This is a genomic window from [Acidovorax] ebreus TPSY (assembly GCF_000022305.1).
Classification (GTDB): Bacteria; Pseudomonadota; Gammaproteobacteria; order Burkholderiales; family Burkholderiaceae_C; genus Diaphorobacter; species Diaphorobacter nitroreducens.
The window spans coordinates 1481318-1507018 of the sequence record NC_011992.1 but is presented as its reverse complement, the minus strand read 5'-3'; the positions used below and the strand labels follow the sequence as shown (position 1 = coordinate 1507018).

Genomic DNA, 25701 nt, shown 5'->3' with positions numbered 1-25701 from the left:
CATGCTGCCTCGCCACCCCCCCCTCCTTGCCGCCGGCGCTCGCGCCGCCCTGATCGCTGCCGCGCTGCTGCCGCTGGCGGGTTGTGAGATTCCCGGCATGGGGCCGGACCCGCGCGTGGCCCAGCGTGAGGCCGAGGCCAAGGCCATCGGTGGCGCCTGCCGGCATGCGCTGCGCGGGCTGGAGGACTGCTTCACGCTGAACCCCAAGGCCCCGAAGGCCCAGGTGTTCGCGGGCTGGAAGGACATGGATCTGTACATGCGCGAGAACAAGATCGAGGGCACGGCCTCGGTGCTCACGCAGTTGGAGAAAAAGCCCGCCAGTCGCCGCGCAAGCGACGAAGAGGCCGACCTGCAGACCGAGGACCGCACCGCCCGCAACCGTAGCTGATGCTATCCAAACGATAGCTGCTGGCGCTTGCTAGGCAAGCGCCCCTGGCCAAAAACGTCTTGAGCCACCGCGGGCGTCAGCCCCGCTCGAACACTGCCATGCTCTCCACATGGGCCGTGTGCGGAAACATGTTGACCACCCCCGCCGCCACGCAGCGGTAGCCCGCCTGGTGCACCAGCAGGCCCGCGTCCCGCGCCAGCGTGGCCGGGTTGCAGCTCACGTAGACGATGCGCCGGGGGGGCTGCCAGCCTTCGTGCCCAGCGGGCAGCGGCGGCGCGTCCTCGGCACCGATGCGCGCCTGGTGGATGTCCGCCAGCGCCTTGGACAGGGCGAACGCCCCCTCGCGCGGCGGGTCCACCAGCCATTTGTCGGAGGCGCCATCGGCAATGAGCATCTCAGGCGTCATCTCGAACAGGTTGCGCGCTACAAAGCTGGTAGCTGCCAGCGCAGATCCATCCTGCCTTTGGGCCTGATTTGACTGGTAATTCTCGCGCGAACGCGCCACCAGCGCCTCACTGCCCTCGATGCCCAGCACCTCGCGCGCCTGGGTGGCGATGGGCAGCGTGAAGTTGCCCAGGCCGCAGAACCAGTCGATCACGCGCTCGTCCTTGCGCGCGTCCAGCAGGCGCAGCGCGCGCGTGACCAGCACGCGGTTGATGTGCGGGTTGACCTGCGTGAAGTCGGTGGGTTTGAAGGGCATGGTGATGCCGAAGTCGGGCAGCCCATAGGCAAGCGGCTCGCCGCCCTCGTCCAGCAGATGCACCGTGTCCGGCCCCTTGGGCTGCAACCACCATTGCACGCCATGCGCGGCGGCAAAGGCGCGCAACTTGTCTTTGTCCTCCGGGGACAGCGGCTCCAGGTGGCGCAGCACCAGCGCCGTGACCGTATCGCCGCAGGCCAGCTCGATCTGCGGGCAGGTGTCGCGTGCGGCCATGCTGCCGATCAGGGCGCGCAGCGGCATCAGCATGGCGTCCACATGCGGCGGCAGGATCTTGCAAGTCTCCATGTCGGCGATGTAGCGGCTCTTGCGCTCGTGAAAGCCCACGAGCACCTTGTCCTTCTTGGGCACGTAGCGCACGGACAGGCGCGCGCGGTAGCGGTAGCCCCAGGCAGGGCCTTCAATGGGGCGCAGGATGGTCTCGGCCTTCACTTTCCCCAGGTGCCAGAGGTTGTCCTCCAGCACGCGCTGTTTCACGGCCACCTGGGCCGCCACGTGCAGATGCTGCATCTTGCAGCCGCCGCAGGCGCCCGCGTGCAGGCCGAAGTGCGGGCAGCCGGGCTGTACGCGCTGGCTGGACTGGCGGTGGACTTCCGTCAGGCTGGCCTGCTCCCAGTTGTTTTTCTTGCGGTGGGTATTGGCACTGACCAGCTCGGTGGGCAGTGCGCCGTCGATGAACACCACCTTGCCATCGGGCTTGCGCGCGACGCCTTGGGCGTCCATGTCCATGGCGGTGACTTCAAGCCAGCCGGGGGGAAGATCCGTGGAGGTGGGCGGTGGTGGGCTGAATTCTGTGGGGTCGCTCATGCCCCGATTGTCTCAGGCCGGCCCACCCCTGCCGCCGCGCGGGCGGCTTTCAGCTGCGGCTGGCGCGCGGCGCACGGGGCGCGGTGGGGGCGCCTGCAGCGGCATCCTTGCGGACCGCAGCCACATTGGAAGGCAGGCGGTTGACTTCCACCTCGCAGCCATAGTTGTTCAAGGAAAAAACCAGCGTGCCGCCGGGCGCGACCTGGGGCAAGGTTTCGTGCAGGTTGCGCGACAGGTCCACAGGGGGGGTCTGCGAGCGGTAGATGACCTGCTGGTCTGCGCCATAGATCACGTAGCAAGTAGCCCACGCGCCCGGTGCAAACAGTCCGGCAATCATGGCGGCGGCCGAGGCCGTGGCAAAGCGAATGGCTCGCATGAGGGTTCCCTTCCTTCTTGTGCTGTGAATGCGGCGCATTATTGCGGAGTTTGCGCCCGCCCCGGTAAGCGGCTGTTCCCGGCCCCGTGTTGACGGTTTCATGGAACTTTTGCTGCGGCCCTGCGTTGAAAGAGGCAATGCGCCCCCTGAGCCACCTTGAAGAGAGCGACTGCATCGCCCGCGCCCAGCGCGGCGAGGTCGCGGCGTTCTCCGAACTGGTGGCCCGCTACCAGGACCGCATCTACCGTTTTTTGTTCCGCATGACGCGCTCGCAGGAGGATGCGCGCGAACTCGCCCAGGAGACTTTCTTGAACGCCTACCAGGCACTGCCCCGCTGGCGGCCGGACGCACAACTGTCCACCTGGCTGTTTCGCATCGCGCGCAACCAGGCGTTGGACCTGTTGCGCCGCGCGCAGCGTGTCGCGTTCGTGGAACTGGACGAGACCCTGTCCGAGCAGGTGCCGGCGGACACCCCCACGCCCGAGGCTGCACTGCAGGCCCGCCAGCGCATCGAAGCGCTGGAAGGCGCGCTGCAGCGGCTCTCGGTGGAGCACCGCGAGATCCTGCTGCTGCGCGACATCGAAGACATGGCCTACGAGGACATCGCCGAGGTGTTGGGCATCAGCCTGGGCACCGTCAAATCCCGCATTGCCCGCGCACGCGCCGGGCTGCTGCAACTCATGCCACGCTGAACGCAAGGAGCCGCCATGAACTGCCTTCGCACCGAAGACCTCTCCGCTTTGATCGACCATGCGCTGCCCGCGCATGCACAGGTCGCGCTGCAGCAGCACTTGCACGCCTGCCCCCTGTGCAGCCAGCACCTTGCCGCATTGCAGGCACAGCGCCAGCAATTGCTGGCCCTGCCCTCGCCCGCACTGGGCTTCGACCTGGCGGCGCAACTGCAGGACCGCCTGGCGCAGGACCTGGCGCAACGCCCCACCCGGTCCCGGCGCACCGGCTGGAGCCTGCTGGGCTGGATGCCCACGGGCCTCGCCGCGGGGGCCGCGCTGGTGTCCGGCGTCTGGCTGGGGGGGTTGCTGCTGGGCACGGGCGCGGCCCTTCCGGCTGCCAGCCCTGCCATGGCGCGCGTGTTCGACCCTGTGCCGCCAGGCGGGCTGTGCGCCGCCGCCGAAATCTGCCGTTTGCCGAGAACCCTGCCATGAAAAACCCTGCCTGGATTCGCACCCTGCTGGCGATCTCGCTGGCGCTCAACCTGGGCGTGGTTGCCGCACTGGTGCTGCGCCCTGCGCCGGACACGGTGCCCGAGGGCGGCGCGCCTCCCGTGGTCCACCTGCCCGAGTATCTGAAGCTCACCCCCGAACAGCGCGCGCGCTGGGAAGGAATGGAAACCCCCTTCCTCCATGACCTGTCGTCCAACTGGAGTGACATACGCCGCCACCGCGAAGCCCTGGTGCGCCACATCTTTGCTGACGCACCAGAGCGCACCGCCATTGACGCCGAGCAGGCCGCCATCGCCCGCCTGCAGGCCGCGCAGCAACAGCGCGTGATTGACCAACTCTTGGCCGAGCGCGCCATGCTGGACGATGCCCAGCGCACGCGGCTGCTGCAATTGCTGCTGACCCGCTATGCAGAAGAAGCCACCGAGGAGGAAATGCTGCACCGCAAGTGAACGCCGAGATGAGAGAAGGAAAAAGGTGCAAATAAGATGGAACATTGAGGCACCCCCTTCGTTGAAGTAGGCAAGGCAGCCACACATTCCCTTGAGCGGCTGCCTTGATGGTTCAACTTTTCAACGGAGCATTCTCATGAACACCTTCACCGCACTGCTGCTGTCCGCCGCCCTGGCATCCCCGCTGGCCGTTTACGCCGCCGACGCACACAACCATGGCGGCAGTGCCGAAACCCACCAACTGCAGCTCAACGCCGGCAAGAAGTGGGAAACCGACGCGCCGCTGCGCAAGGCCATGACGGCCGTGCGCGGATCGGTCACGCAGATCCTGCCCACCGCCCACTCGGGCAAGGCCACACCGGCCGATTACGACGCCTTCGCCAACACCGTCAACCAGCAGGTCGCCTACATGGTGGAGAACTGCAAGCTGCCGCCCGCCGCCGATGCACAGCTGCACATCATCGTGGCCGACCTGATGGCCGGTGCCGAGGCCGCGCAAGGCAAGCACGGCGAGGACAAGCGCGCCGAGGGCGTGGTCAAGGTGGCCCAGGCCTCCAATGCCTACGGCAAGTACTTCAGCCACAGCGGCTGGAAGGCCATCCCGCTGGCCCACTAAGGGGCACACCGCAAGTACTGGAGGGGCGGCTGCACACCCCGGTGCATGCCAGCCCCCTTCCAAGCATTCATCTGCTGTGAGCGCCCCTTTGCGCCCCCCCTGCGCAAGGGCGGGATATGCACGCTCCGGCAAACCAACACAGGATATTGAACATGACGAATCGCCGACTTCCCCTTTTCTCCGTGATCGCAAGCGTGGCTGCCGTCGCAGCACTCGGTCTGCCAACGATGGCATCTGCCGGCTACTGGCACTCTGCCAACAACGAAGCGGGCGTGGTCGTTCACCCCGAGCACTTCAAGAGTGATCGGACCCGTGAGCAAGTCAGGGCAGAAACCGAGACCGCAGTGCGACAGGGCCGCCTGTCCTATGGGGAAAGCAGCTTTCCGGAACCGGCACCCTCAACGGCTTCGACCAAGACCCGCCAGCAGGTGATCGATGAGATGCGCAACGAAACATCGACACAACACAGGGAACGCCAATCGCTGTACCCGGCGGGCTGATGGGAAAACACAACGCCCGCACGACGCGGGCGTTGCGTCTTCCGTACCGAGGGGCTTCAACCCAGGTACAGGTGGTTGGAGTGCTTGACCTCTTCCATCACCGCGTAGGTGCGCGTCTCGCGCACGCCGGGCAACTGCCACAACACGGCGCCGGCGAACTGGCGGTAGGCATTCATGTCGGCGCAGCGCGTCTTGAGCAGGTAGTCGAAACCGCCGGCCACCATGTGGCATTCCATGACCTCGGGATGCACCTGCACCGCGGCCTTGAACTGGTCGAACACGTTGGGCGTGGTGCGGTCCAGCAGCACCTCCACGAACACCAGCATGCCCGCGCCCAGCTTGAGGGGATTGAGCCGCGCCTCATACCCCAGGATGTAGCCTTCGCGCGTGAGCCGCTGCACCCGCGCGAGCACGGCAGTGGGCGACAGCGCCACGGTCTCTGCCAGCTTGAGGTTGGAGATGCGCCCATCGTCTTGCAGGATCTTCAATATCCTGCGATCGATGCGATCCAGATCAGTGGGAAATTGGCCGGTCATTGAGCAAAAATTCGGTGGTGCTTGCCGATTTTAGTGATTCATTCGCCATTCACCCAAGGATGATGCGACCCCATGACAAACGCCGCCCCCCACGCCGCCCACTTTTCCCCTCGCCCTCGCGACACCGACCCGCTGCGCCTGGCGGTCACCCAGGCTTGCCGTCCGCCCGAGCCTGAGGCACTGGCGCCGCTGCTGGCGCAGGCGCGCCTGCCCGCTGCCATGGCGCAGGACATCCAGGCGCGTGCCCTGCGCCTGGCGCAAGGGCTGCGCCAGCGCGAACATGCCAGCGGGCGGTCCGGCCTGGTACAGGGGCTGCTGCAGCAGTTCGCGCTGTCCTCGCAAGAAGGCGTGGCGCTGATGTGCCTGGCCGAAGCGCTGCTGCGCATCCCCGACGCTGCCACGCGCGACGCGCTGATCCGCGACAAGATCGGTACGGGCGACTGGGCCGCGCACCTGGGCAAGAGCCCGTCGCTGTTCGTCAATGCGGCCACCTGGGGCCTGCTGCTCACCGGACGGCTGGTGACCACGCACAGCGAAGGGGGCTTGAAGGATGCGCTGCGCCGCATCACCGCACGCGGGGGAGAGCCGCTGATCCGCAAGGGCGTGGACGTCGCCATGCGCATGATGGGCGAGCAGTTCGTCACCGGCGAGACCATCGAACAGGCGCTGGGCAAGGCGCGCACCCTGGAGGCACGGGGCTTTCGCTATTCCTACGACATGCTGGGCGAGGCCGCGCTCACGGGGCACGACGCTGACCGCTACATGCAGTCCTATGTGGATGCGATCCACGCCATCGGCCGCGCCAGCGCGGGCCGCGGCGTGTACGAGGGGCCCGGCATCTCCATCAAGCTCAGCGCGCTGCACCCGCGCTACGCCCGCGCGCAGTGGCAGCGCGTGATGGACGAGCTGTACCCGCGCGTGCTGCAACTGGCGGAACTGGCGCGCGGCTATGACATCGGCCTGAACATCGACGCCGAAGAGGCCGACCGGCTGGAACTGTCGCTGGACCTGCTGGAGTGCCTGTGCCATGCGCCGTCCCTCGCGGGCTTCAAGGGCATCGGCTTCGTGATCCAGGCCTACCAGAAGCGCTGCCCGCGCGTGATCGACTACTGCATCGATCTGGCACGCCGCAGCGGCCACCGCCTGATGATCCGGCTGGTCAAGGGCGCGTACTGGGACAGCGAGATCAAGCGCGCCCAGGTCGAAGGCCTGGCGGACTACCCCGTGTACACGCGCAAGGCGCACACCGATATTTCCTACATCGCCTGCGCACGCAAGCTGCTGGGCGCACCCGACGCGGTGTACCCCCAGTTCGCCACGCACAACGCGCAGACGCTGGCCACCATCTATGAGCTGGCGGGCCCCGCGGACTTTCGCCCCGGCCAGTACGAGTTCCAGTGCCTGCACGGCATGGGCGAGCCGCTGTACGAGCAGGTGGTGCCCGAGCGCCCCTGCCGCATCTACGCCCCGGTGGGTACGCATGAAACGCTGCTGGCGTACCTGGTGCGCCGCCTGCTGGAAAACGGCGCCAACACCTCGTTCGTGAACCGCGTGGCCGACGCCACGCTGCCGCTGGAGGCGCTGATCGACAACCCCTTGGATACGGTGGATGCCGAGGCCCGCGCCGAAGGCGGCGCCGGCCTGCCGCACCCGCGCATCGAGCTGCCCCCGCAGCTCTACGGCCCGACGCGTGCCAATTCGCAGGGCCTGGACTTGGCGGCCGAGCCCACGCTGCAGTGCGTGGCCGACGCGCTGGCCGCCAGCGCCGCCACGCCGCTGGAAGCCACACCCCTCATCGCCGCCGGCGCTCCCACCGGCCCGCGCGCCCCGGTGCGCAACCCTGCCGATGCCACCGATGTGGTCGGGCAGGTGCAAGAAGCCACCACCGCCGATGTGGACGCCGCGCTGCAGGCTGCCGCCGCGGCGCAGCCCGCCTGGGCTGCCACGCCACCCGCAGAACGTGCACGGCTGCTGCGCGCCGCGGCCGATGGGCTGGAACGCGATATGCCCGCCCTGCTGGCCCTGCTGATGCGCGAAGCCGGCAAGACCTGCACCAACGCCGTGGCCGAAGTGCGCGAGGCGGTGGACTTCCTGCGCTACTACGCGGCGCAGGTGGATGGGCACTTCGACAACGCCACCCACCCGCCGCTGGGGCCGGTCACCTGCATCAGCCCCTGGAACTTCCCGCTGGCCATCTTCATGGGCCAGGTGGCCGCCGCACTGGCCGCAGGCAATGTAGTGCTGGCCAAGCCGGCAGAACAAACGCCCCTCATTGCCTGCCAGGCCGTGCGCCTGCTGCACCAGGCCGGCGTGCCTGCCGCCGCCGTGCAGCTGCTGCCCGGCCGCGGCGAGACGGTGGGCGCGGCGCTGGTGGGCGACGCGCGCGTGATGGGCGTGATGTTCACCGGCTCCACCGAGGTGGCGCGGCTGCTGCAGCGCAGCCTGGCCGCACGGCTGGACGCCAGCGGCCGGCCCATTCCGCTGATCGCAGAGACCGGTGGGCAGAACGCATTGATCGTGGACTCCTCCGCCCTGCTGGAGCAGGTGGTCGCGGACGTGCTCACTTCGGCCTTCGACAGCGCGGGCCAGCGCTGCTCCGCCCTGCGCGTGCTGTGCGTGCAGCGCGACTGCGCGAACCGCCTGCTGCAGATGCTGCGCGGCGCCATGCAGGAACTGCGCATGGGCAACCCCACGCAACTGGCGGTGGACGTAGGCCCGGTGATCGACGAGGAGGCGCGCGCCACGATCGCGCGCCACATCGAGCGCCTGCGCGCCAGCGGCCGGCCGGTGTTCCAAAGCCATGCCGGTGGGCAGGGCACGGCGCATGGCACCTTCGTGCCGCCCACGCTGATCGAGCTGAACAGCATCACCGAGCTGGAGCGCGAGGTCTTCGGCCCCGTGCTGCACGTGGTGCGCTACGAGCGCGGCGAGCTGGACGCGCTGCTCGCGCAGATCAGCGCCACGGGCTACGGCCTCACCCAGGGCCTGCACACCCGCATCGACGAAACCGTGGCCCAGGTGCTGGCCCACAGCACGGCCGGCAACGTCTATGTGAACCGCAACATGGTGGGCGCCGTGGTCGGCGTGCAGCCTTTCGGCGGCGAGGGCCTGTCGGGCACGGGCCCCAAGGCAGGCGGCCCGCTGTATCTGTTGCGCCTGCTGTCGCGCCACCCGGCCAACGCCACGCACGGCGCGCTGGCGGCGACGGCCGTGCAGGTGCCCGACGCCAGCGCACAGCCCGCGCTGCTCGCCCCGCTGTCGGCGCTGGAGCACTGGGCCCAGGCGCAAGGCAACGCAGCGCTGGCACAGGCCTGCGCGGCCCAGGCGCAGGCCTGTTGCGCGGGCCTGGCCTGCACCCTGCCCGGCCCCACCGGCGAGCGCAACACCTACCGCCTGCTGCCGCGCGAACGCGTGCTGTGCCTGGCCGACACGGACGAGGCGCTGCTGCTGCAGTTGAGCGCGGTGCTGGCCGCGGGCGCGCTTGCGCTCTGGCCGCAGGACGCGCAGGCCCTGTGCGCCACGCTGCCGCGCGAGGTGCAGGCGCGCATCGCCCTGGTGTCCGACTGGCGCGGCGATGGCCTGGGCTACGACGCCGTGCTGCACAGCGGCAGCCCGGAAACGCGCCGCGTGGAATGCCAGCGCGTGGCCCTGCGCCCCGGCCCCATCGTGGGCGTGACGGCGGTGGACGGCCCCGCCGACGCACTGCAGGCGCCCTTGCGCCTGTTGCTGGAGCGCGCGGTCAGCATCAACACCACGGCGGCAGGCGGCAATGCCAGCCTGATGACCATGGCGTGATGCCAGAGAAAATTGGCCTCTAGAGCTTATCCATCAAGCGCCAACAGCTATATAAACAATAGCAATCAATCCGCCAGCGGCCACTCGCCCAGCACCTCGTAAGGGCCGGGCGAGCCGCGCAGGTTGTGCAGCAGCACGAAGCGGCGCACCGTCCATTCCAGCGGCGGCACGGGTTGCTCGGGCACGGCCTGGCGGCTGTAGCACAGCGTCATGTGCGGGGTGATGTGCGGCGCAGGGGGCACGCCGTCCAGCCCCCGCACCTGCGACCACAGCGCCGCGTGCAGCGCCTCGTACAACGCGATGAAGCCCTGCTGCCCGTCGGCGGGGCCGCAGAGCACGCAGGGCCGCTTGGCCTGCGGCGCGCGGCGAAAGCTCAACACCCGATCGAACCGCAACGAGAACGCCCTCGCCCGCACCTGCTGCGCCGCGTCGCGCGCCCACTGCAGATGCCGGGGCGACAGCGCAGGCTCCCACCCCAGCGACAGCAGCGTGGCGTGCAGGCGCTGCGCGCGCACCTGCGCCTGCAGGTCGTGCCGCGCAATCAGCGTCTGCGCCAGATCGGCCGCAGCCTGCGCCGCCCCGGGCTCGGGCAGCACGGCAAAGAAAAGATGGTGGTTGGGGCGTGGCGCATCGGGCTCCACGCCGGCGAGCGGCAGTTGGTGAGCGTCCATGCGCCCCACTGTAGCGCCGCCCCTTGCCCTTGTGGGTAACAGGCACTCCGCCGGCGCGGGCAATAACCGATTCTTTTAATCGGAATGGTGGCGATCGGGGCACAACGCCTCACCGCCCATTCATCGGCAATTTTCGGATTTTGGTACCCAGGATGGCATTCGTATCCCAAGCCCAGAAGTCTGACTTTCCGCGGGGCCGGAACCCGCACGTATGGCCGTTTTGCGGCCGCTCCACATTCCATACGCAATTGCTCGGGATTATTTAATATTTCATTAATTTTCGATTAATAAAATAAAAAGGTTTAACTCAAATAACCCAAAAAGAATATCAACGAAGCTATTTGACGTTTATCAAAAATATAATCGGGATGCGGGGAGAATAATGCATCTACGCAGTAAATATTCAAAGGTATTTATGTCAAAAAGTACCCCCTCCCCCACCGCCTGCGCCGCGCCGCAACCCGGCAAGCGCACCTTCCTGCAAGAACTCGTCGGCCTGGCCACCGCCTTTGGCCTGGCCGGCGCCAGCCAGGCCGCCACACCCTTCGCGCCGGGCCAGCCGCCGCGCCGCCCCGGCATGGAGGGCAAGCGCTTCGGCATGCTGGTGGATCTGCGCAAGTGCATCGGCTGCCAGGCCTGCACGGTGAGCTGCTCGGTGGAGAACCAGCCGCCCATTGGCCAGTTCCGCACCACGGTGTTGCAGTACGAGATCGACAAGGACGACGGCAGCGCGCCCGCCATGGTCAGCCTGCCGCGCCTGTGCAACCACTGCGACGAGCCTCCCTGCGTGCCCGTGTGCCCGGTGCAGGCCACCTTCCAGCGCACCGACGGCATCGTGCTGGTGGACAACGAGCGCTGCGTGGGCTGCGGCTACTGCGTGCAGGCCTGCCCGTACGACGCGCGCTTCATCAACCACGAGACGCAGACGGCCGACAAGTGCACCTTCTGCGAGCACCGCCTGGAGGCCGGCCTGCTGCCCGCCTGCGTGGAAAGCTGCGTGGGCGGCGCGCGCGTCATCGGCGACCTGAACGACCAGGGCAGCGAGATCAACCGCCGCATGGCTGAGCACAAGGAAGACATCAAGGTGCTCAAGCCCGGCATGAACACTGCGCCGCGCGTGTTCTACATCGGCCTGCCCGATGCGTTCGTCAACGGCGTGGACGGCCAGGCCAGCGTGCGTCTGCTGTCGGACCACTGAACCCCAAGGAGCGCACCATGCAAATCATCGAACTCCTGACCCCGCACTACGAGGCGGCCTGGCTGCCCTGGGCCGTGCAGTACTTCTTCCTGGTCGGCGTGGCCACCGGCGCCGCCATTCTGGCCGCGCTGTGCGCCTGGGGCAAAGACGGCGGCATGCTGCAGCGCCTGCTGCCCGCGGCGGTGATGACGCTGGCCGTCAGCGCCATCGCCGCCCCCGTGTCGCTGCTGGCCGACTTGCACCAGCCCGCGCGCTTCTGGCACTTCTATGCGCACTTCACGCCCTGGTCGTGGATGTCGGTCGGCGCGCTGCTGCTGCCCGTGTTTGTCACGCTCAGCGTGGCGATGTGCGCCGCCTGGTGGCTGGGCAAGACCGGCTGGATGCGCCTGCTGGCACCGCTGCTCGTGCTCTCGGCGCTCACCATTTCGGTCTACACCGGCGCCGAGATGATGGTGGTGCGCTCGCGCCCGCTGTGGAACACCCTGTGGGTGCCCGTCAACCTGGCGCTGACCGGCTGGCTGGCCACCGTGGGCGCGGCCTTTGTGCTGGAGCGTTTCCTGCCCGCCACGCTGCGCCCCGGCGCTGAAGCGCTGCAAACGCTGCGCGGCATGGGCCTGGCGCTGGCCGGCGCGCTGTTGGTGGTGGCGCTGGCCTGGGCCGCGAGCGGCATGGCGGGCGACAGCCCCTCGTTCAACGCCGCGCTGCGCCTGTGGAACGACTTCCCCGTGTGGCGTCTGACGATGGTCGGCTCGGCCATCGGTGGCGCCGCCGTGCTGGGCGCGCTGCTGCGCGGGCGCCACCGCCTGCATGCCAAGGGCTACACGCTGGTGCTGGGCCTGGGTCTGGCGGCCGCCGCCTGGGCCTTCCGCTGGGCGCTGTTCATGGGCGTGCAGGGCGTGCCCAAGTTCGGCGCCGGCCTGTACCTGTACCACATGCCTCTGGGCGGCGACGGGCTGCTGGGCATGGTGGGTGTGGCAGGCCTGTGCGTGGCACTGGTCGGGCTGGCGAGCTGGGCGCTGGAGCTGTTCCCGGCCCGCAAGGCACCCACGGCCACCGCCGCCTGAAATTCATAGACAAATCGGCCTTTAGCGCAATATCAGCAAGCGCGAGCAGCTATCAATACTGAAGTGATACCCGCTGGCGCTGCCCTTGAAGGTACAGACCATGACTGACAAGAAACCGCATTCCTCTCCCGAGACCGAGGCCCACCCCGACGCCAACCGCCGCCGCCTGCTGCTGCGCGGCGGCGCGGTGGCCGGTGGCCTGGCGGCCTTTGCCGCCGGCTACGGCGAAACCGTGGCCAAGGGCGCCAAGGGCCTGGTGACCGGCACGTCCGGCACCGCCACCAAGAGCGCCACGCGCGGCAATTCGCTCACGCCCGAGTTCCGCATCGACCCCGTGACCGGCCAGCTCACCACCCAGCCGGGCCAGGTGGTCAGCCCCAGCAGCTGCCTGGGCTGCTGGACGCAGTGCGGCGTGCGTGTGCGCGTGGACACCGAGCACAACAAGATCATCCGCATCGCCGGCAACCCCTACCACCCGCTGGCCACCACGCACCATGCGCCCATGGAGACGCCCGTGCGCGAGGTGTACGCCCTGCTGGGTGGCGACAACGGCCTGGAAGGCCGCGCCACCAGCTGCGCGCGCGGCTCCGCCATGCTGGAGCACCAGACTGCGGCCCACCGCGTGCTCACCCCGCTCAAGCGCGTGGGCCCGCGCGGCTCCGGCCAGTGGAAAAGCATCTCGCTGGAACAGCTGGTCAAGGAAATCTGCGAGGGCGGCGACCTGTTCGGCGAAGGCCACGTGGACGGACTGGCTGCCATCCGCGACGTGCAGACGCTGATCGACCCCGAGAACCCCGAGTACGGCCCCAAGGCCAACCAGCTGCTGGTGACCGATGCCTCCAACGAAGGCCGCACCCCGCTCATCAACCGCTTTGCGCGCCAGTCCTTCGGCACGGTCAACGTGTCCAACCACGGCGCCTACTGCGGCCAGACCTACCGCGTGGGCACGGCGGCGGCCCTGGGCAACATCCCCGGCATGCCGCACGGCAAGCCGGACTGGAAGAACTCGCGCTTCGGCCTGTTCCTGGGCACGGCGCCGGCGCAGTCGGGCAACCCGTTCCAGCGCATGGGACGCGAGCTGGCCGAGGCCCGCTCGCGCGACGACAACACCTACCGCTACGTGGTGGTGTCGCCCGTGCTGCCCATGTCGTCCAGCCACGCGGCGGGCGACAACAACCGCTGGCTGCCCATCAAGCCCGCCACCGACCTGGCGCTGGCCATGGCGCTGATCCGCTGGATCATCGACAACGAGCGCTACGACGCCAAGTACCTCACCCAGCCCGGCCCGGCTGCCATGGCCGCCGCGGGCGAGGCCAGCTGGAGCAACGCCACCCACCTGCTCATCAACGACCCCAAGCACCCGCGCTACGGCCAGTTCCTGCGCGGGGCCGACCTGGGCCTGCCCATGCCCGAGCCGGTGGACGAAAAGACCCCGGCCGAAGACGTCTATGTGGTGCAGGTGGCAGATGGCAATGGCGGCTTCAAGCTGGTGCCCCACACCGTGGCCCAGCCGGCGGAGCTGGTGGTGGAGCGCGAATTCACGCCCCTGAAGGCCGCGGGCGCCACCGAAGAGCCCGCGCCCATCGCCGTGTGCACCGCCTTCGTCAAGCTGCGCGAGGAAGCGCGCCGCAAGACGCTGCAGGAGTATTCCGACCTGTGCGGCGTACCGGTGAAAGACATCGAAGACCTGGCGCGCGAATTCACCAGCCACGGCAAGCAGGCCGTGGCCAACTCGCACGGCGGCACCATGAGCGGCGCAGGCTTCTACACCGCCTACGCCATCGCCATGCTGAACAACCTGATCGGCAACCTGAACGTCAAGGGCGGCTGGGTGCTGGACGCTGGCCCGTTCGGCCCCTTTGGCCCCGGCCCGCGCTACAACTTCGCGCAGTTCGAGGGCGCGGTCAAAGCCACGGGCGTGGCGCTGTCGCGCACGCGCTTTCCGTACGAGAAGACCAGCGAGTTCAAGCGCAAGAAGGAAGCCGGCCAGAACCCCTACCCCGCCAAGGCACCGTGGTACCCGGCGCCCGGGGGCCTCTCCAGCGAAATGCTGGCCGCCGGCCTGCTGGGCTACCCCTACCCGGTGAAGGCGTGGATCAACCACATGAGCAACCCGGTGTACGCCATCTGTGGCTTTGAGAACACGCTGGTCAGCGCCCTCAAGGACCCGAAGAAGCTGCCGCTGTTCGTCTCGGTCGATCCGTTCATCAACGAGACCTCGGCCCTGGCCGACTACATCGTGCCCGACACCGTCACGTACGAAAGCTGGGGCATCGGCGCCCCCTGGGCCGACGTGATCGCCAAGAGCAGCACCGTGCGCTGGCCCACCGTGGAGCCCGCCACCGCCAAGACGGCCGATGGCAAGCCGGTGAGCTTTGAGAGCTTCGTCTTCGCCGTGGCCAAGCAGCTGCAGCTGCCCGGCTTTGGCAAGGGCGCGATGAGCACCAAGGACGGCGAGCCGCTCGACCTGGAAAGCGCCGAAGACTTCTACCTGCGCGGCATGTGCAACATCGCCTACCAGGCCGGCAAGCCCGTGCCTGAAGCCAGCGACGACGACATCGCCCTGACAGGCGTCACCCGCTGGATGCCCGAAGTGGAAAAGCGCCTCAAGCCCGAGGAAGTGCGCCGCGTGGCCATGGTGATGAGCCGCGGCGGGCGCTTCGACAAGATCGAAGACGCCTGGAAGGGCGAGCAGATCAAGGCCGCCTACAAGTTCCCCGTGCAGCTGTGGCACGAGGGCCTGGCCAAGATGCGCCACTCCATGACCGGCGAGCGCTACGTGGGCTGCCCCACCTGGTTCCCCACCCGCTTTGCCGACGGCAGCAGCATGCGCGAACGCTTCACCGAGCAGGACTGGCCGCTGACCATGAGCAGCTACAAGTCCAACCTGATGAGCAGCATGTCGATCGCCGCCAGCCGTCTGCGCCAGGTGCACCCGCACAACCCCATCAGCCTGAACAAGGACGATGCGGCCAAGCTGGGTATCGCCAACGGCGACCGCATCGAGGTCAGCACCCCCGGCGCCAAGCTGCAGGGCGTGGCCCTGGTGCGCAGCGGCATCGCCCAGGGCGCCCTGGCCATCGAGTACGGCTACGGCCACAAGCAGCTGGGCGCCGCCGTTCACACCGTGGACGGCAAGCCCATGGCCCACAACCCGCAGCACGGCAACGGCGTAAACCTGAACGCGCTGGGCTTTGCCGATCCCACCCGTCCCGCCAAGGACAACGTGTGGATCGACTGGGTGTCGGGGGCCGTGGTGCGGCAGGGGTTGCCGGTGAAGGTGCGGAAGGTGTGATGCCTGCCGGGTGCTGAGCACCGGGCGCTTGCGGGCGCAGGTGCTCTTGAATGTAAAAGCTCATCGCAACTGCGATGGGCTTTTTTTATCAGCGGCGGCTTTCGACCCTGAGCCGCCGTCCGATCTGTAACGAGCAACGGCTGCTTTGCAGCGGTTGCTGTCGGTCGCGGCCGTGACCTGAGTTCACGGTGCCTGGCACAAAGCTGTCATTGGCTCACCCAGCAGCGCGGCAGCATCGATGACCGGTATCGAGGGAGCTGCAGTCATGGTCTAGCACACGTCTCCCCATGAACGGGCACGACCCTACGCCTACCTGCGCGATGTCATGGCACGCCTGCCCATGCAGCCCGCCACCCAGATCGGCGAGCTGCTGCCATACCGCTGGCAGTCAGCCTGACAGCGCATATTCAGATACACGACCGCGCCCCGCAGTCAAGATGGGATCGCCGCGCGATTACGGGCGTCCTACAACCCTTAACTTAAGTCGGCCTACAGGCGAACAGTTGCCCCTCGGTCCCATGCCCCACGGCTGCATGGAATCCAAGTTCCATACCTAGGCAATTTTCTGACTTACGCTATGCGCCAAACCCAGGAAGGTCGAGATCAGAGGAGCTTGATGCCGCTCCTTTCTACAGATGAAGTGCACCTGTGTCGCCATGCTGGTGTCTGAAATAGTTAACTTAACAAGGCGAGGATCCGGCCTGTAGGCTGTTTCCGCCACGACGCCTAGGCCCAGCCCCTCCGCCACCGCCTCTCGAACGGACTCGCGGCTGCCCATCTCCAGAGCCACCTGCACCTCGACGCCTCGCTCCTTTAGTTCTTGTTCAAACACGCGTCTGGTCGTCGATCCTTCCTCTCGGATGACGAACCTCTGACCCTGCAGATCACGCAGTTTGAGAGTGGCCCGTTGCGCGAGTGGGTGTTGGGTGTTGCCGAATATCACCAATCGCTGGGTACGGTAAGCCGCGCCAAATAGATCTGGGTGAGCGACGTGATTGAGCACCATGCCCACGTCTCCCTGGTAGTCAAGAATCTTTTCAGTGATGGTTCGCGAGTCGCCTACGCCAACAGCCACGTTGACCTGGGGGAACTGTTTCATGAACAGCTTCAACACGGGCAGCACGTTGTGCGGCCCGATGGCATGGATGACCAGTCGCCCTACGTATTGATTTTTCGCAGCAGCGAGCAGTGCGTGCGCATCTTCCTCGCCACTGAAGGTACGCCGGGTGTAGTCCAACAGAGTGCGTCCAAAGGACGTGAGTTCAAGCCGCCGCCCGCGCCGATGAAAAAGCTCCACGCCGAAGTCGACCTCCAGGCGCTGTATGTGTGAAGAAACAGTCGGTTGTTGAATAGCGAGCACTCTCGCGGCAGCGGTCATGCTGCCGGCTCGGGCCGTTGCGTCAAAGGCCTTCAAGGCTGCGAGGAGGCTGAGTCCAGACATTGATGTGATCTATGGGTGCCCTCATTTTTAGGGATGAAAGTTTCATATTCATGACACCTTGGTCACCCAGACTTGAGCTGTGCTTCCACTGAAGCTGTTTCTTCCAGAACCTCCTCTTTCCCGAGAGATACCTCTGACCACTTGAGTCCTGGTGTGCGTCTAGCGCACCACAACAAATGAAACCGAGCTATGAAAACTGCAATTCGCGAGAGCTATCTGAGCTTGCGGGGTATCACGGTGACCTATGCCGATGGTCACACGGCGCTTGCGCCCACCTCGCTGGAGGTACAGCATGGCGCGTTCCTTGTGCTGCTGGGCGCGTCGGGCGCGGGAAAGTCAACGCTGCTGCGCAGCATCAATGGCTTGGTTAGCCCCACAGACGGAGAGGTGTCGGTGGCCGATCTGCCGGGCGGCACCGTCTCAAAACGCAACCTTCTTGAGCATCGGCGCCACTGCGGCATGGTGTTCCAGCAGCACCACCTGATCGGGCGGCAAAGCGTGCTGGCCAATGTGTTGATGGGCAAGCTCGCCACCCGCGGATCTCTGGCGTCGTTGTGGCCTTGGAGCAAGGCTGACAAGCTGGAGGCGCTGGCGGCCATTGACCGCGTAGGCCTGCTTGAGAAAGCCCTAGCACGGGCAGACACCTTGTCTGGTGGGCAACAACAACGCATTGGCATTGCGCGTGCCTTGGTGCAAAAGCCCCGCCTGCTGCTGGCCGATGAGCCGGTGGCCAGCCTCGACCCGGCGACCGCGCAGAGTGTGTTGACCCTGCTTCACGACATCTGCAAGAAAGACCGACTCACGGCCATCGTGACTCTGCATCAAGTCAACCTCGCGCGCATGTTCGCCGACCGCATTGTGGGCCTTCGCCAGGGCCAGGTGGTGTTCGACGGGACAGCAGCGCAGTTGACGGAAGAAGCCCAGTCTGCCCTGTACGCGAAGTCGTCACCTGCCAACATGGGCAGTCAATTTGATTCCCCCTCTCAATCCAAGGAGTTTTTACCGTGCTGAATCGCCGCCGTTTCCAATTTATCGCTGCCGCCACTTTGGCCGCCCTGTTGCCACTTGGCGCCCATGCCGAGGGCAAAAATCCTTCCAAGCTTCGCGTTGCACTGTTGCCGGACGAAAACGCCGCCACCATCATTCAGAACGCACAGCCTCTGAAGCGGTACCTGGAACAGACCCTGAAGAAGGAAATAGAGATTACGGTGACTACGGACTACTCGTCGATGATTGAAGCCATGCGCTTTGGCCGCATCGAGGTGGCCTACTTTGGACCGTTCTCTTACGTGCTGGCCAAGTCCAAGGCGCCCAACATTGAGCCTTTTGCCGTTGGCGTGGAGCGCGGCTCTCCGACCTACCAGTCGGTTCTCATTGCCACGGCGGGCGGCCCGGTCAAGACCCTGGCTGACGTTCGTGGAAAGCCTTTTGGCTTTGGCGATCAGGCTTCGACGTCCGGTCACCTTGTACCGCGCGCGCACTTGCTTAAAAACCACCAACTGAACGGCGAGACTGACTACCGCCCCGTTCACCTGGGCACGCACGATGCCGTGGCCCGAGCTGTTCAGGCAGGGCAGGTTCCCGCCGGCGCTCTGTCAAAAACCATTCTGGACAACCTCATCGCAAAGGGCATGGTGGATGCCAACAAGATTGTGCAACTTGAACTGTCGGCACCCATTCCGAACTATCCCATTGCGATGCAAGGTAATCTCACGCCGGAGCTCAAGGAAGCCATCCGAGCCGCCTTTCTTCAGATGAAGGACGCCGAGATTCTCAAGTTATTCCGTGTGCAGGCCTTTGCCGCGACCGATGACAAGGCCTACGACGTTCTGCGTGACACCGCACAAATTCTCAAGCTTGATCTGGGACGCATGAAATGACATCGGTAGCCTTGGAATCCATCATTGCCATTGACGGACAGCGGCGACTCAGACGGCTGGGCGCAGCCTGCGTAGTCCTGCTCGTTTGCACGCTGGCATTGTTTGTCACCGGTTTCTTTGACGCGCAGCGTTTCATCGAAGGGGCTCCTGCCATTCAGCAGTTGGCCTCTGAGATGGTGCCGCCCAACTTCGCTCGCTGGGAGCAATGGGTCATTCCACTGCGCGACACCTTGGCCATGTCGATTGCGGGAACGGCCTTGACCGTTCTGGCGTCCTTACCACTCGCGTTGATTGCGGCGCCCAATACAGCGCCGAATAGGGTGGTGGGACGAATTGCCCGAACCATCCTGGCCGCATTTCGGTCTGTGCCTGAAATTATCCTGGGCATTCTGTTCGTCGCGGCCGTTGGTTTCGGCGCTCTGCCGGGTGTGCTGGCGTTGGCCTTGCATTCCACCGGTATGGTGGCCAAGTTCTTCGCCGAGGCCATCGAGCATGTGGACCCCAAGCCCCTGGAGGCCGCTAAGGCCGCGGGCGCAAGCCGGTTTCAGGTCATCACCCATGCTGTGTTACCGCAGGTTTTGCCCCAGTTGGCGGACATCACCATCTACCGATGGGAATATCACTTTCGCGCATCGGCAGTGATGGGCATCGTGGGTGCGGGCGGCATTGGCTTCGAACTCATGGCAGCTCTGCGCCTGATCAAGTACGACGAAGTCTCCGCCATTTTGCTGTCCATCCTCATATGCGTGCTCGTGGTCGACGGCATTGGGTCGGCGCTTCGCAAACATCTGAAATAGAAAGAGAGAGGAAGGTAATGATGCCGAAAATTGTGGTGACGCAGCCCATCCATGAAGAGGTACTGGCGCGTCTTATGCAGGTTGGTGAAGTGGTGATGAATCCCGGTCCTGAGCCGTGGAGCGAGGCCGAGCTCCACCGTCATCTGAAGGATGCCGACGCAATGATGGCTTTCATGCCTGACCGGGTAGATCAGCGAACCCTGTTGCACGCTCCCAGGCTCAAGACCATCGCTTGCGCCCTGAAGGGGTATGACAACTTTGACCTCAAGGCATGTGCGCAAGCCGGTGTCAGCGTGAGCTTCGTTCCTGACCTGCTCACAGAACCCACGGCAGAACTCGCCATTGGGCTGGCCATCGCCGCCGCGCGCCATGTGCTGGCAGGTGACGTCAGTGTTCGCAAGAGCTACGCAGGATGGCGTCCCCAGCTGTACGGAATGGGGTTGCACGGCTCGATAGTGGCGGTCGTCGGACTTGGCGCCGTTGGGCGGGCCATTGTGGACCGTCTCTGTGGCTTCGGGTGCGCTCAACTGCTGGGCGTGGACCCGCATGGTGATGACGAACGCCTGACCATGGTGAGCCTGGGTGAGGCCCTGTCGCAATCCGACTATGTCATTCTGGCCGTTCCGCTGCTGGACGTAACGCGTCACCTCGTCAATGACACCATGCTTGAAGGTGTTCGGCGGGGGCAGATCCTGGTCAACATTGGGCGAGGCTCGGTTGTGGACGAGGCTGCCGTGGCACGGGCGCTCAAGGACGAGCGCCTGGGTGCATACGCCGCCGATGTCTATGAGATGGAGGACTGGCTGCTTGCAGATCGCCCTCGCCAGATTCATCCGGAACTCTTGCAACACCCCTCCACGGTTTTCACACCCCACATTGGTTCGGCGGTGAAGAAGGTTCGCCGAGCCATCGAGTTGCAGGCTGCTGAAAATTTGCTACTCGCGCTGAGTGGGAGCGAGCCGCTTGCACACTACGAGGCATCGCACTGAGCGGCTCATGTGGCAGCTTCGCACTGCTCGGTGCAGCCATGAGGTCACCACACCAGAGAATGCTTTTGGACGTTCTATGGTTCTGGCCGATCTAATTCTTTGAGAAGACCTTGGCTACGTGTTTCGGACCCGCGGGCCAACTGCGGATGCTCTTCGCAATGGTTCCGATAAGCCGTGCCGCCAAGTATCCGGGGTGGGATTCCCCCGGTTTCTCGGACGGTTTTCTGGGATCGTTGCCTACATCAACACCGACCGCAGCGGGTCGGGAGAACCAATTCATCCTTGGTGTGATCAGTTGCTCCTGCTACCTTGCCCGGCTCGCATCAATAGAGTGACCGGTCTGAGCAACAAAGCGGTCGCTTGAGACCCTGCTCGGCCAATGACCAGTTGCGCAACACGCGAACTTTCAGGCGTTAGGTTCGAGTGTCGGAGATCAGCCTGAAGCAGCCAGCCCAGCAGGCGTTGCGACCGGCCCCTTCTGGCCGCAAGCTGCCCCACAGCCTTTGAAGCGCGGTCTTTGCTCAGCGCCTTCTGAGCATTTCACTGAAAAATCAGCTTTCCCTTCAAGCCGATTCGGGGAATTAAATCCTGCCGGCCTATCAGTTAAATAGGCCGCTAAGGCGCTTTAGATAAGCGCTAGCAGCTACCAAATTCATAGCATCCAGCGCCTTTCGGTATCACGGGCACGCGTGCTGCCCCACCTCCGAACCCAGCCCCTCACCCCACCTGCCACCACCGTGGCAACAACGCGCGCACCTCTGCACGCTGAAAGCGGTCGTCCATCAGCACCACCACGCCCCGGTCCTGTTCGGTGCGGATCACGCGGCCGGCGGCCTGCACCACCTTGCGCAGGCCGGGGTAGAGGTAGGTGCAGGCATAGCCCTGGCCGGGGCCCATCACCTCGTCCAGCGCACATTGCATGGCGTCGTTCACCGCGTTCACCTGCGGCAGGCCCAGCGTGGCGATGAAGGCGCCGATGAGGCGGGTGCCCGGCAGGTCCACGCCTTCGGCAAAGGCGCCGCCCAGCACGGCCAGGCCCACGCCCTGGCCGCCCTCGGTGAAGCGGGCGAGGAAGGCGGCGCGGCTGGCATCGTCCATCTCGCGCGTTTGCTGCCATTGGGGCACCTGCGGGTGGCGCTGGGCCAGGGTGGCGGCCAGGCGCTGCAAGTAGTCGAAGCTGCTGGCAAAGCACAGGTAGTTGCCGGGCTGGTGCGCGTACTGCGCGGCCACCAGATCGGCGATGGGGGCGAGCGAGGCCTCGCGGTCGCGCCAGCGGGTGGAGATGTGCGGGGCCACGCGCACCTGCAGCTGGTGGGCGGCAAAGGGGGCGGCCACGTCCAGCCAGACGGTGTCGGGCGGCAGGCCCAGCAGGTCGCGGTAGAACTGCGGCGGGCTGAGCGTGCCCGAGAACAGCACCGTGGCCTGCGCTGCCGCGTGGCGCGCCGCCAGGTGCGGTGCGGGCATGACGTTGCGGATGCTCAGCGTGGTGGCGGGTGTGCGGGCCCGGCCGCTGCGGCTGCGCGGTGGCGTGGCGGTGTGCTGCAGGTCGAACAGCGCATGCGGGCCGAACTGCTCGGCCAGGGCCTGGAAGTGCAGCAGCGACCAGTAGAACGCCAGCACCGCGTCGCCCGGCGGCAGGGGCTGGTCGGCCTGGGCCTCGGCCATGGCGCCCACGGCGCGCTGCACGGCGCCCAGCAGCGCGGGCGGCACGGTGGCGTGGGCCTGGTAAGTGGGCGTGGCGGCGAGGGGGTGCGCGGGTGCGGTGGCGCCGGTGTGCAGTGCGCCGGGTGCGCCCGGCGTGTCAGCGTCCTCTACGCTCTGGCCCAGGGTCTTGCTCAGCGCGTTCCACTGGCGGTGCAAGGCGTCGAGCGCCTTCTTGACGGGACCGGTGGCGGTCTGGCGTGCGGCGGCCAGCTCGAAGGGCGAGAGCGGCGCCGTGTACATGCTGCGTGCGCGCTCCAGCAGGTTGTGGGCTTCGTCCACCAGCACGGCCACGCGCCAGCCCTGCTGCTGCGTGAGGGCGTACAGCATGGCGGCGCTGTCGTAGTAGTAGTGGTAGTCGGCCACCACCACGTCGGCCCAGCGCACCAGCTCTTGCGACAGGTAGTAGGGGCAGATGCCGTGCTGCAGCGCCACGCTGCGCACGGCGGGTGCATCCCACGGCGCGGGCTGCTGCACGGCGGCGGCGCGGGCGGCGGGCAGCCGGTCAAAGAAGCCGCGCGCCAGCGGGCAGGCATCGCCATGGCAGGCGCTGCCGGGGTGTTCGCAGGTCTTGTCGCGCGCGTGCAGGTCCAGCACGCGCAGCGGCGTGCCGGGCGCGTGGGGTGCCAGCGCGCCCTGCAACTGGGCCAGCGCGTGCAGCGCCGGGCCGTGGCCCGTGCCCTTGGCGGTGAGGAAAAACAGCTTGTCCAGGCCACTGGGCAAGCGTGACGCGCTCTCTTTTTTGATGGCTTCCTTGTCCCCTCTGGCCACCGCATCGGCGGCGGCGCCGGATGCGGCAGCGGCCGGAGCCGGCCTGCCCTGCCCTTGCGTGGTCATCGCCGGGGGTACCGTGGCCGGGGGCGCCATAGCCTTGAGCAGCGGGAACAGCGTGCCCAGGGTCTTGCCGATGCCGGTGGGCGCCTGGGCCAGCAGGCAACGCCCGGCGGGGGCGCTGGCGCCCTCTGCGTTGGGGTGTGCGGTGCGGTACACGGCCACGGCCAGCTCGCGCTGCCCGGCGCGGAATGCGGGCAGCGGAAAGCGCAGCCGCACCAGGGCGGCGTTGCGCTGCTGGCGGTGCGCGGCCTCGCTGTGCGCCCAGGCCAGATAGCGCTGGCACTGCGTGGCAAAGAACGCCTGCAGCGCGGCGGCGGTGTGTTCCTGCACCAGCACGGTCTCGGCATGGGTGGTGGCGTGCACGTAGACCAGCGCAAGCTTGAGCCCCGCCAACCCGCGCGCCTGGCACAGCAGGTGGCCGTACACCTGGGCCTGGGCCCAGTGCAGCGCGCGGTGGTGGGGGCGCACGCTGTCCAGCGTGCCGCGGTAGGTCTTGATTTCTTCGAGCTGCCCCAGCGCCGCGTTCCAGCCATCGGCGCGGCCGCGCACCATCAGGTGGTCGTACGTGCCGCTCAGCGGCACTTCGGCCTCGTAGCCTGCGCCGCGGCGCTGCTGCACCGCACGGTGGCCTTCCATGCCTTCGAGCGCGCTGGGGGCGGGGGTGAAGCGCAGGTCCAGGTCACCCGTGCGGGCCGTGAACTCGCACAGCGCGCGCACGGCCACCACGTGGGGGCGCGGGGCGGCCGTCATGCCGGGCCGCACCACTGCACGTGGCACACCTGCACCGGAATGCCCTGCGCCACGCAGTAATCCAGCCAGCGGATCTGGTTGTCCTGCAGCTTGTCGCCGGGGGCCTTCACCTCCACCAGCGCATAGCGCTCGGCCCCGGGCGGGCGGCCGGGCCAGAAGCGCACCAGGTCGGGCAGGCCGGTGCGGTTGGCCTGCACGTCGCGCAGCAGCCGGGCGAACAGCCGCTCCAGGTGCGCGGGCGGAATGCAGTCCAGCGCCAGCGCCAGCAGTTCGGCGCTCAACGCGCCCCAGGCCACGAAGGGCGACTGGGTGCCGTGCTTCTCTTCAAAGCGCTGCAGGATGGTGGCGCGGTAGCGGCCGTCGTGCAGTTCGGCCAGGCAGGCGTTGAACAAGGCCTGGCGGCGCGCCACGAAGTCGGGCGCGGCCAGGTCGGCCGGGCCGCTCTGGAAGGGGTGGAAGAACGCGCCCGGCAGCGGCGCAAAGATGGCCGGCCAGCACAGCAGGCCGAACAGGGCGTTGACGAGCGTGTTCTCCACATAAAACACCGGTGCCTCGGCGCAGTGCCAGTGCGCGCGCAGCGCGTGCTCCACCGACTGGGGCGGCGTGGGCGCGGGCAGTTCCACGTCCATGCGCAGCGCAGCCACGGCCGGGGCCAGCGCGGGCCGGCGCGGCCCGCCGCCCTGCCCCAGGCTGCGGCGCAGGCGCGGCAGCATGCGCGCCACGCGCTGGTGTTCTTCTTCACTTTCAGGAGCAGTCAGCGCTTGATGGGCAAGGGCTAGAGCCTGATCGGAGCATTGCATGCGCTCCAGCACGCGGATCTGGCGGTGGCGCGCACCGGGGGCGCTGCTGGCGGCGTAGGCCTGGGCGGCCAGCGGCCAGTCGCGCGCGCGCTCGCAGGCCTGGCCCACGCGCAGCAGGACCCGCGCGCGGCGCTGCTCCAGCCATGGCGTGGCGCTGTGCGCGGCGGCCAGGGCCTGCAGCAGCGCAGCGGCGTCGAAGCCCTCCGCGTCCAGCGCCTGGCGGCAGGCGCTGAGGGCGAGGTAGGTGTCCACATCGGCCTGATGCTGGAAAGCGCGCGAGGCAGCGTCCAGCGGCACGGCCTCGTAGCGGAACACGCCCAGGTCGGCCAGCACGAACTCCGCCCAGCTCTGGTGCAGGTTGCCGAAGAACATGAGCCGCAGCCGCTCGCAGCGCGCGCCCACCGTCACCTGCCACACGGGCTCGTCGGCATGCGGGTGCCAGGCGGCGTAGGGCTGCCGCAGGTCAGCGCGGTCGGCCAGGGCCTGCAGCATCTCGGCCTTGCGCATGGTGGGGTGCAGCGCAGTGCCCTGCAAAATCTGTAGCAGCTCGCGCTTGGTGTGCAAAGCGAACAGCTCCGATAGACCCAGGGGCGCATCGGCGCACAGCCAGCCCCGCGACAGCAACGGCGCGGCAGCGTCGCGCGTGTCGGGAATCTCGTCATAGGCCAGCTTGCTCGCGCGAAACCACGGCCCGCGCCGCATCACCATGCGCACCAGCAGGGCCTGTGCGGCCTGGGGCAGTTGCCGAAAGTCGGTGAGGAACTGCAGGTCGTCCACACCGAGCAGGTCGCCATAGCGCGTGTGCAGCCAGTCCAGCGCACGCTGGAAGTTGTGCAGGTAGTAAAAGCGGTGCGGTGCGGGCGCAGGGCTGGGCTGCGGCATACAAAAGACTGTGCGTTTATACAGTCAATGATA

The 25701-nt window shown here is 66.9% G+C and carries 21 protein-coding genes and 1 pseudogene; 15 read left to right on the top strand and 7 right to left on the bottom strand.

Features of this window, described 5'->3' with window-relative positions; all coding sequences use genetic code 11:
* The first annotated feature begins 1 nt into the window (after position 1).
* Positions 2-388, top strand: coding sequence for a hypothetical protein (locus DTPSY_RS07195; protein WP_015913037.1), 387 nt, complete (start codon positions 2-4; stop codon positions 386-388).
* A gap of 76 nt (positions 389-464) precedes the next feature.
* Here the strand turns inward: DTPSY_RS07195 and rlmD are convergent, their stop codons facing one another.
* Together rlmD and DTPSY_RS07185 are read right to left on the bottom strand one after the other, a co-directional pair.
* Complete coding sequence (rlmD, locus tag DTPSY_RS07190; protein WP_015913036.1) at positions 465-1913, bottom strand: 23S rRNA (uracil(1939)-C(5))-methyltransferase RlmD; 1449 nt, start codon at positions 1911-1913, stop codon at positions 465-467.
* 49 nt (positions 1914-1962) lie between these two features.
* A complete protein-coding gene (locus tag DTPSY_RS07185; protein ID WP_015913035.1) occupies positions 1963-2289 on the bottom strand; it encodes a hypothetical protein in 327 nt (108 codons plus the stop codon).
* A 137-nt stretch (positions 2290-2426) separates the two neighbouring features.
* Between DTPSY_RS07185 and DTPSY_RS07180 the strand changes: the two genes are divergently transcribed.
* The 5 genes from DTPSY_RS07180 (at position 2427) to DTPSY_RS18030 (ending at position 5035) form a co-directional block, all read left to right on the top strand.
* Positions 2427-2981, top strand: a complete 555-nt coding sequence (locus DTPSY_RS07180) for a sigma-70 family RNA polymerase sigma factor (protein ID WP_015913034.1) — start codon at positions 2427-2429, stop codon at positions 2979-2981.
* Between the two features lie 15 nt (positions 2982-2996).
* Positions 2997-3452, top strand: a complete 456-nt coding sequence (locus DTPSY_RS07175) for an anti-sigma factor family protein (RefSeq protein WP_015913033.1) — start codon at positions 2997-2999, stop codon at positions 3450-3452.
* Positions 3449-3919 (top strand): periplasmic heavy metal sensor, encoded by a 471-nt coding sequence (locus DTPSY_RS07170; RefSeq protein WP_015913032.1) that lies wholly within the window; start codon positions 3449-3451, stop codon positions 3917-3919. The genes DTPSY_RS07175 and DTPSY_RS07170 overlap by 4 nt, the downstream gene beginning before the upstream one ends.
* A 136-nt stretch (positions 3920-4055) precedes the next feature.
* The gene (locus tag DTPSY_RS07165; protein WP_015913031.1) at positions 4056-4535 is read left to right on the top strand and encodes a hypothetical protein; all 480 of its coding nucleotides are present in this window, start codon (positions 4056-4058) and stop codon (positions 4533-4535) included.
* Between the two features lie 152 nt (positions 4536-4687).
* A complete protein-coding gene (locus DTPSY_RS18030; RefSeq protein ID WP_015913030.1) occupies positions 4688-5035 on the top strand; it encodes a DUF4148 domain-containing protein in 348 nt (115 codons plus the stop codon).
* 56 nt (positions 5036-5091) lie between these two features.
* Here the strand turns inward: DTPSY_RS18030 and DTPSY_RS07160 are convergent, their stop codons facing one another.
* Entirely contained in the window at positions 5092-5571 is a 480-nt protein-coding gene (locus DTPSY_RS07160) for an Lrp/AsnC ligand binding domain-containing protein (RefSeq protein WP_011805624.1), read from the bottom strand.
* A 72-nt stretch (positions 5572-5643) separates the two neighbouring features.
* On the opposite strand from DTPSY_RS07160, the gene putA reads away from it, so the two are divergent.
* Positions 5644-9366: a trifunctional transcriptional regulator/proline dehydrogenase/L-glutamate gamma-semialdehyde dehydrogenase gene (gene putA, locus DTPSY_RS07155; protein ID WP_015913029.1), complete on the top strand. Its 3723-nt coding sequence runs from the start codon at positions 5644-5646 to the stop codon at positions 9364-9366.
* A 65-nt stretch (positions 9367-9431) separates the two neighbouring features.
* Here putA and DTPSY_RS07150 read toward each other — a convergent pair whose 3' ends face one another.
* Positions 9432-10037 (bottom strand): 2'-5' RNA ligase family protein, encoded by a 606-nt coding sequence (locus DTPSY_RS07150; RefSeq protein WP_015913028.1) that lies wholly within the window; start codon positions 10035-10037, stop codon positions 9432-9434.
* Positions 10038-10452: 415 nt separating this feature from the next.
* Here DTPSY_RS07150 and dsrO point away from each other — a divergent pair, with 415 nt between their 5' ends.
* The 4 genes and pseudogenes from dsrO to DTPSY_RS18025 all read left to right on the top strand — a co-directional run.
* Positions 10453-11235: a sulfate reduction electron transfer complex DsrMKJOP subunit DsrO gene (gene dsrO / locus DTPSY_RS07145; RefSeq protein WP_011805627.1), complete on the top strand. Its 783-nt coding sequence runs from the start codon at positions 10453-10455 to the stop codon at positions 11233-11235.
* A 17-nt stretch (positions 11236-11252) separates the two neighbouring features.
* The gene (gene nrfD / locus DTPSY_RS07140; RefSeq protein ID WP_015913027.1) at positions 11253-12299 is read left to right on the top strand and encodes an NrfD/PsrC family molybdoenzyme membrane anchor subunit; all 1047 of its coding nucleotides are present in this window, start codon (positions 11253-11255) and stop codon (positions 12297-12299) included.
* Positions 12300-12399: 100 nt separating this feature from the next.
* Entirely contained in the window at positions 12400-15594 is a 3195-nt protein-coding gene (locus DTPSY_RS07135; RefSeq protein WP_015913026.1) for a tetrathionate reductase subunit A, read from the top strand.
* 287 nt (positions 15595-15881) lie between these two features.
* A pseudogene (locus DTPSY_RS18025) lies at positions 15882-15991 on the top strand (transposase domain-containing protein); the annotation flags it as partial.
* 156 nt (positions 15992-16147) lie between these two features.
* On the opposite strand, the gene DTPSY_RS07130 reads toward DTPSY_RS18025, so the two are convergent.
* Entirely contained in the window at positions 16148-17035 is an 888-nt protein-coding gene (locus DTPSY_RS07130; protein ID WP_015913025.1) for a LysR substrate-binding domain-containing protein, read from the bottom strand.
* Between the two features lie 189 nt (positions 17036-17224).
* Here DTPSY_RS07130 and phnC point away from each other — a divergent pair, with 189 nt between their 5' ends.
* From phnC to DTPSY_RS07110, 4 genes are read left to right on the top strand one after another with little or no spacing between them, the layout of a single operon-like run.
* Positions 17225-18046, top strand: coding sequence for a phosphonate ABC transporter ATP-binding protein (gene phnC, locus DTPSY_RS07125; protein ID WP_015913024.1), 822 nt, complete (start codon positions 17225-17227; stop codon positions 18044-18046).
* Complete coding sequence (phnD, locus tag DTPSY_RS07120) at positions 18040-18915, top strand: phosphate/phosphite/phosphonate ABC transporter substrate-binding protein (RefSeq protein WP_015913023.1); 876 nt, start codon at positions 18040-18042, stop codon at positions 18913-18915. The genes phnC and phnD overlap by 7 nt, the downstream gene beginning before the upstream one ends.
* Entirely contained in the window at positions 18912-19712 is an 801-nt protein-coding gene (phnE, locus tag DTPSY_RS07115) for a phosphonate ABC transporter, permease protein PhnE (RefSeq protein WP_015913022.1), read from the top strand. Before phnD ends, phnE begins: the two co-directional genes overlap by 4 nt.
* 17 nt (positions 19713-19729) lie before the next feature.
* Entirely contained in the window at positions 19730-20701 is a 972-nt protein-coding gene (locus DTPSY_RS07110; RefSeq protein ID WP_015913021.1) for a phosphonate dehydrogenase, read from the top strand.
* A 717-nt stretch (positions 20702-21418) separates the two neighbouring features.
* Here DTPSY_RS07110 and DTPSY_RS07105 read toward each other — a convergent pair.
* Positions 21419-23986: a helicase C-terminal domain-containing protein gene (locus DTPSY_RS07105; RefSeq protein WP_015913020.1), complete on the bottom strand. Its 2568-nt coding sequence runs from the start codon at positions 23984-23986 to the stop codon at positions 21419-21421.
* A complete protein-coding gene (locus DTPSY_RS07100; protein ID WP_015913019.1) occupies positions 23983-25668 on the bottom strand; it encodes a VRR-NUC domain-containing protein in 1686 nt (561 codons plus the stop codon). Before DTPSY_RS07100 ends, DTPSY_RS07105 begins: the two co-directional genes overlap by 4 nt.
* Positions 25669-25701: the final 33 nt, after the last annotated feature.

What these genes read in the sequence shown, in the direction of transcription:
- DTPSY_RS07195 (WP_015913037.1), top strand. Translation starts at nt 2, where the DNA reads ATGCTGCCTCGCCACCCCCCCCTCCTTGCCGCCGGCGCTCGCGCCGCC.
- rlmD (WP_015913036.1), bottom strand. Translation starts at nt 1,913, where the DNA reads ATGAGCGACCCCACAGAATTCAGCCCACCACCGCCCACCTCCACGGAT.
- DTPSY_RS07185 (WP_015913035.1), bottom strand. Translation starts at nt 2,289, where the DNA reads ATGCGAGCCATTCGCTTTGCCACGGCCTCGGCCGCCGCCATGATTGCC.
- DTPSY_RS07180 (WP_015913034.1), top strand. Translation starts at nt 2,427, where the DNA reads ATGCGCCCCCTGAGCCACCTTGAAGAGAGCGACTGCATCGCCCGCGCC.
- DTPSY_RS07175 (WP_015913033.1), top strand. Translation starts at nt 2,997, where the DNA reads ATGAACTGCCTTCGCACCGAAGACCTCTCCGCTTTGATCGACCATGCG.
- DTPSY_RS07170 (WP_015913032.1), top strand. Translation starts at nt 3,449, where the DNA reads ATGAAAAACCCTGCCTGGATTCGCACCCTGCTGGCGATCTCGCTGGCG.
- DTPSY_RS07165 (WP_015913031.1), top strand. Translation starts at nt 4,056, where the DNA reads ATGAACACCTTCACCGCACTGCTGCTGTCCGCCGCCCTGGCATCCCCG.
- DTPSY_RS18030 (WP_015913030.1), top strand. Translation starts at nt 4,688, where the DNA reads ATGACGAATCGCCGACTTCCCCTTTTCTCCGTGATCGCAAGCGTGGCT.
- DTPSY_RS07160 (WP_011805624.1), bottom strand. Translation starts at nt 5,571, where the DNA reads ATGACCGGCCAATTTCCCACTGATCTGGATCGCATCGATCGCAGGATA.
- putA (WP_015913029.1), top strand. Translation starts at nt 5,644, where the DNA reads ATGACAAACGCCGCCCCCCACGCCGCCCACTTTTCCCCTCGCCCTCGC.
- DTPSY_RS07150 (WP_015913028.1), bottom strand. Translation starts at nt 10,037, where the DNA reads ATGGACGCTCACCAACTGCCGCTCGCCGGCGTGGAGCCCGATGCGCCA.
- dsrO (WP_011805627.1), top strand. Translation starts at nt 10,453, where the DNA reads ATGTCAAAAAGTACCCCCTCCCCCACCGCCTGCGCCGCGCCGCAACCC.
- nrfD (WP_015913027.1), top strand. Translation starts at nt 11,253, where the DNA reads ATGCAAATCATCGAACTCCTGACCCCGCACTACGAGGCGGCCTGGCTG.
- DTPSY_RS07135 (WP_015913026.1), top strand. Translation starts at nt 12,400, where the DNA reads ATGACTGACAAGAAACCGCATTCCTCTCCCGAGACCGAGGCCCACCCC.
- DTPSY_RS07130 (WP_015913025.1), bottom strand. Translation starts at nt 17,035, where the DNA reads ATGTCTGGACTCAGCCTCCTCGCAGCCTTGAAGGCCTTTGACGCAACG.
- phnC (WP_015913024.1), top strand. Translation starts at nt 17,225, where the DNA reads ATGAAAACTGCAATTCGCGAGAGCTATCTGAGCTTGCGGGGTATCACG.
- phnE (WP_015913022.1), top strand. Translation starts at nt 18,912, where the DNA reads ATGACATCGGTAGCCTTGGAATCCATCATTGCCATTGACGGACAGCGG.
- DTPSY_RS07110 (WP_015913021.1), top strand. Translation starts at nt 19,730, where the DNA reads ATGATGCCGAAAATTGTGGTGACGCAGCCCATCCATGAAGAGGTACTG.
- DTPSY_RS07105 (WP_015913020.1), bottom strand. Translation starts at nt 23,986, where the DNA reads ATGACGGCCGCCCCGCGCCCCCACGTGGTGGCCGTGCGCGCGCTGTGC.
- DTPSY_RS07100 (WP_015913019.1), bottom strand. Translation starts at nt 25,668, where the DNA reads ATGCCGCAGCCCAGCCCTGCGCCCGCACCGCACCGCTTTTACTACCTG.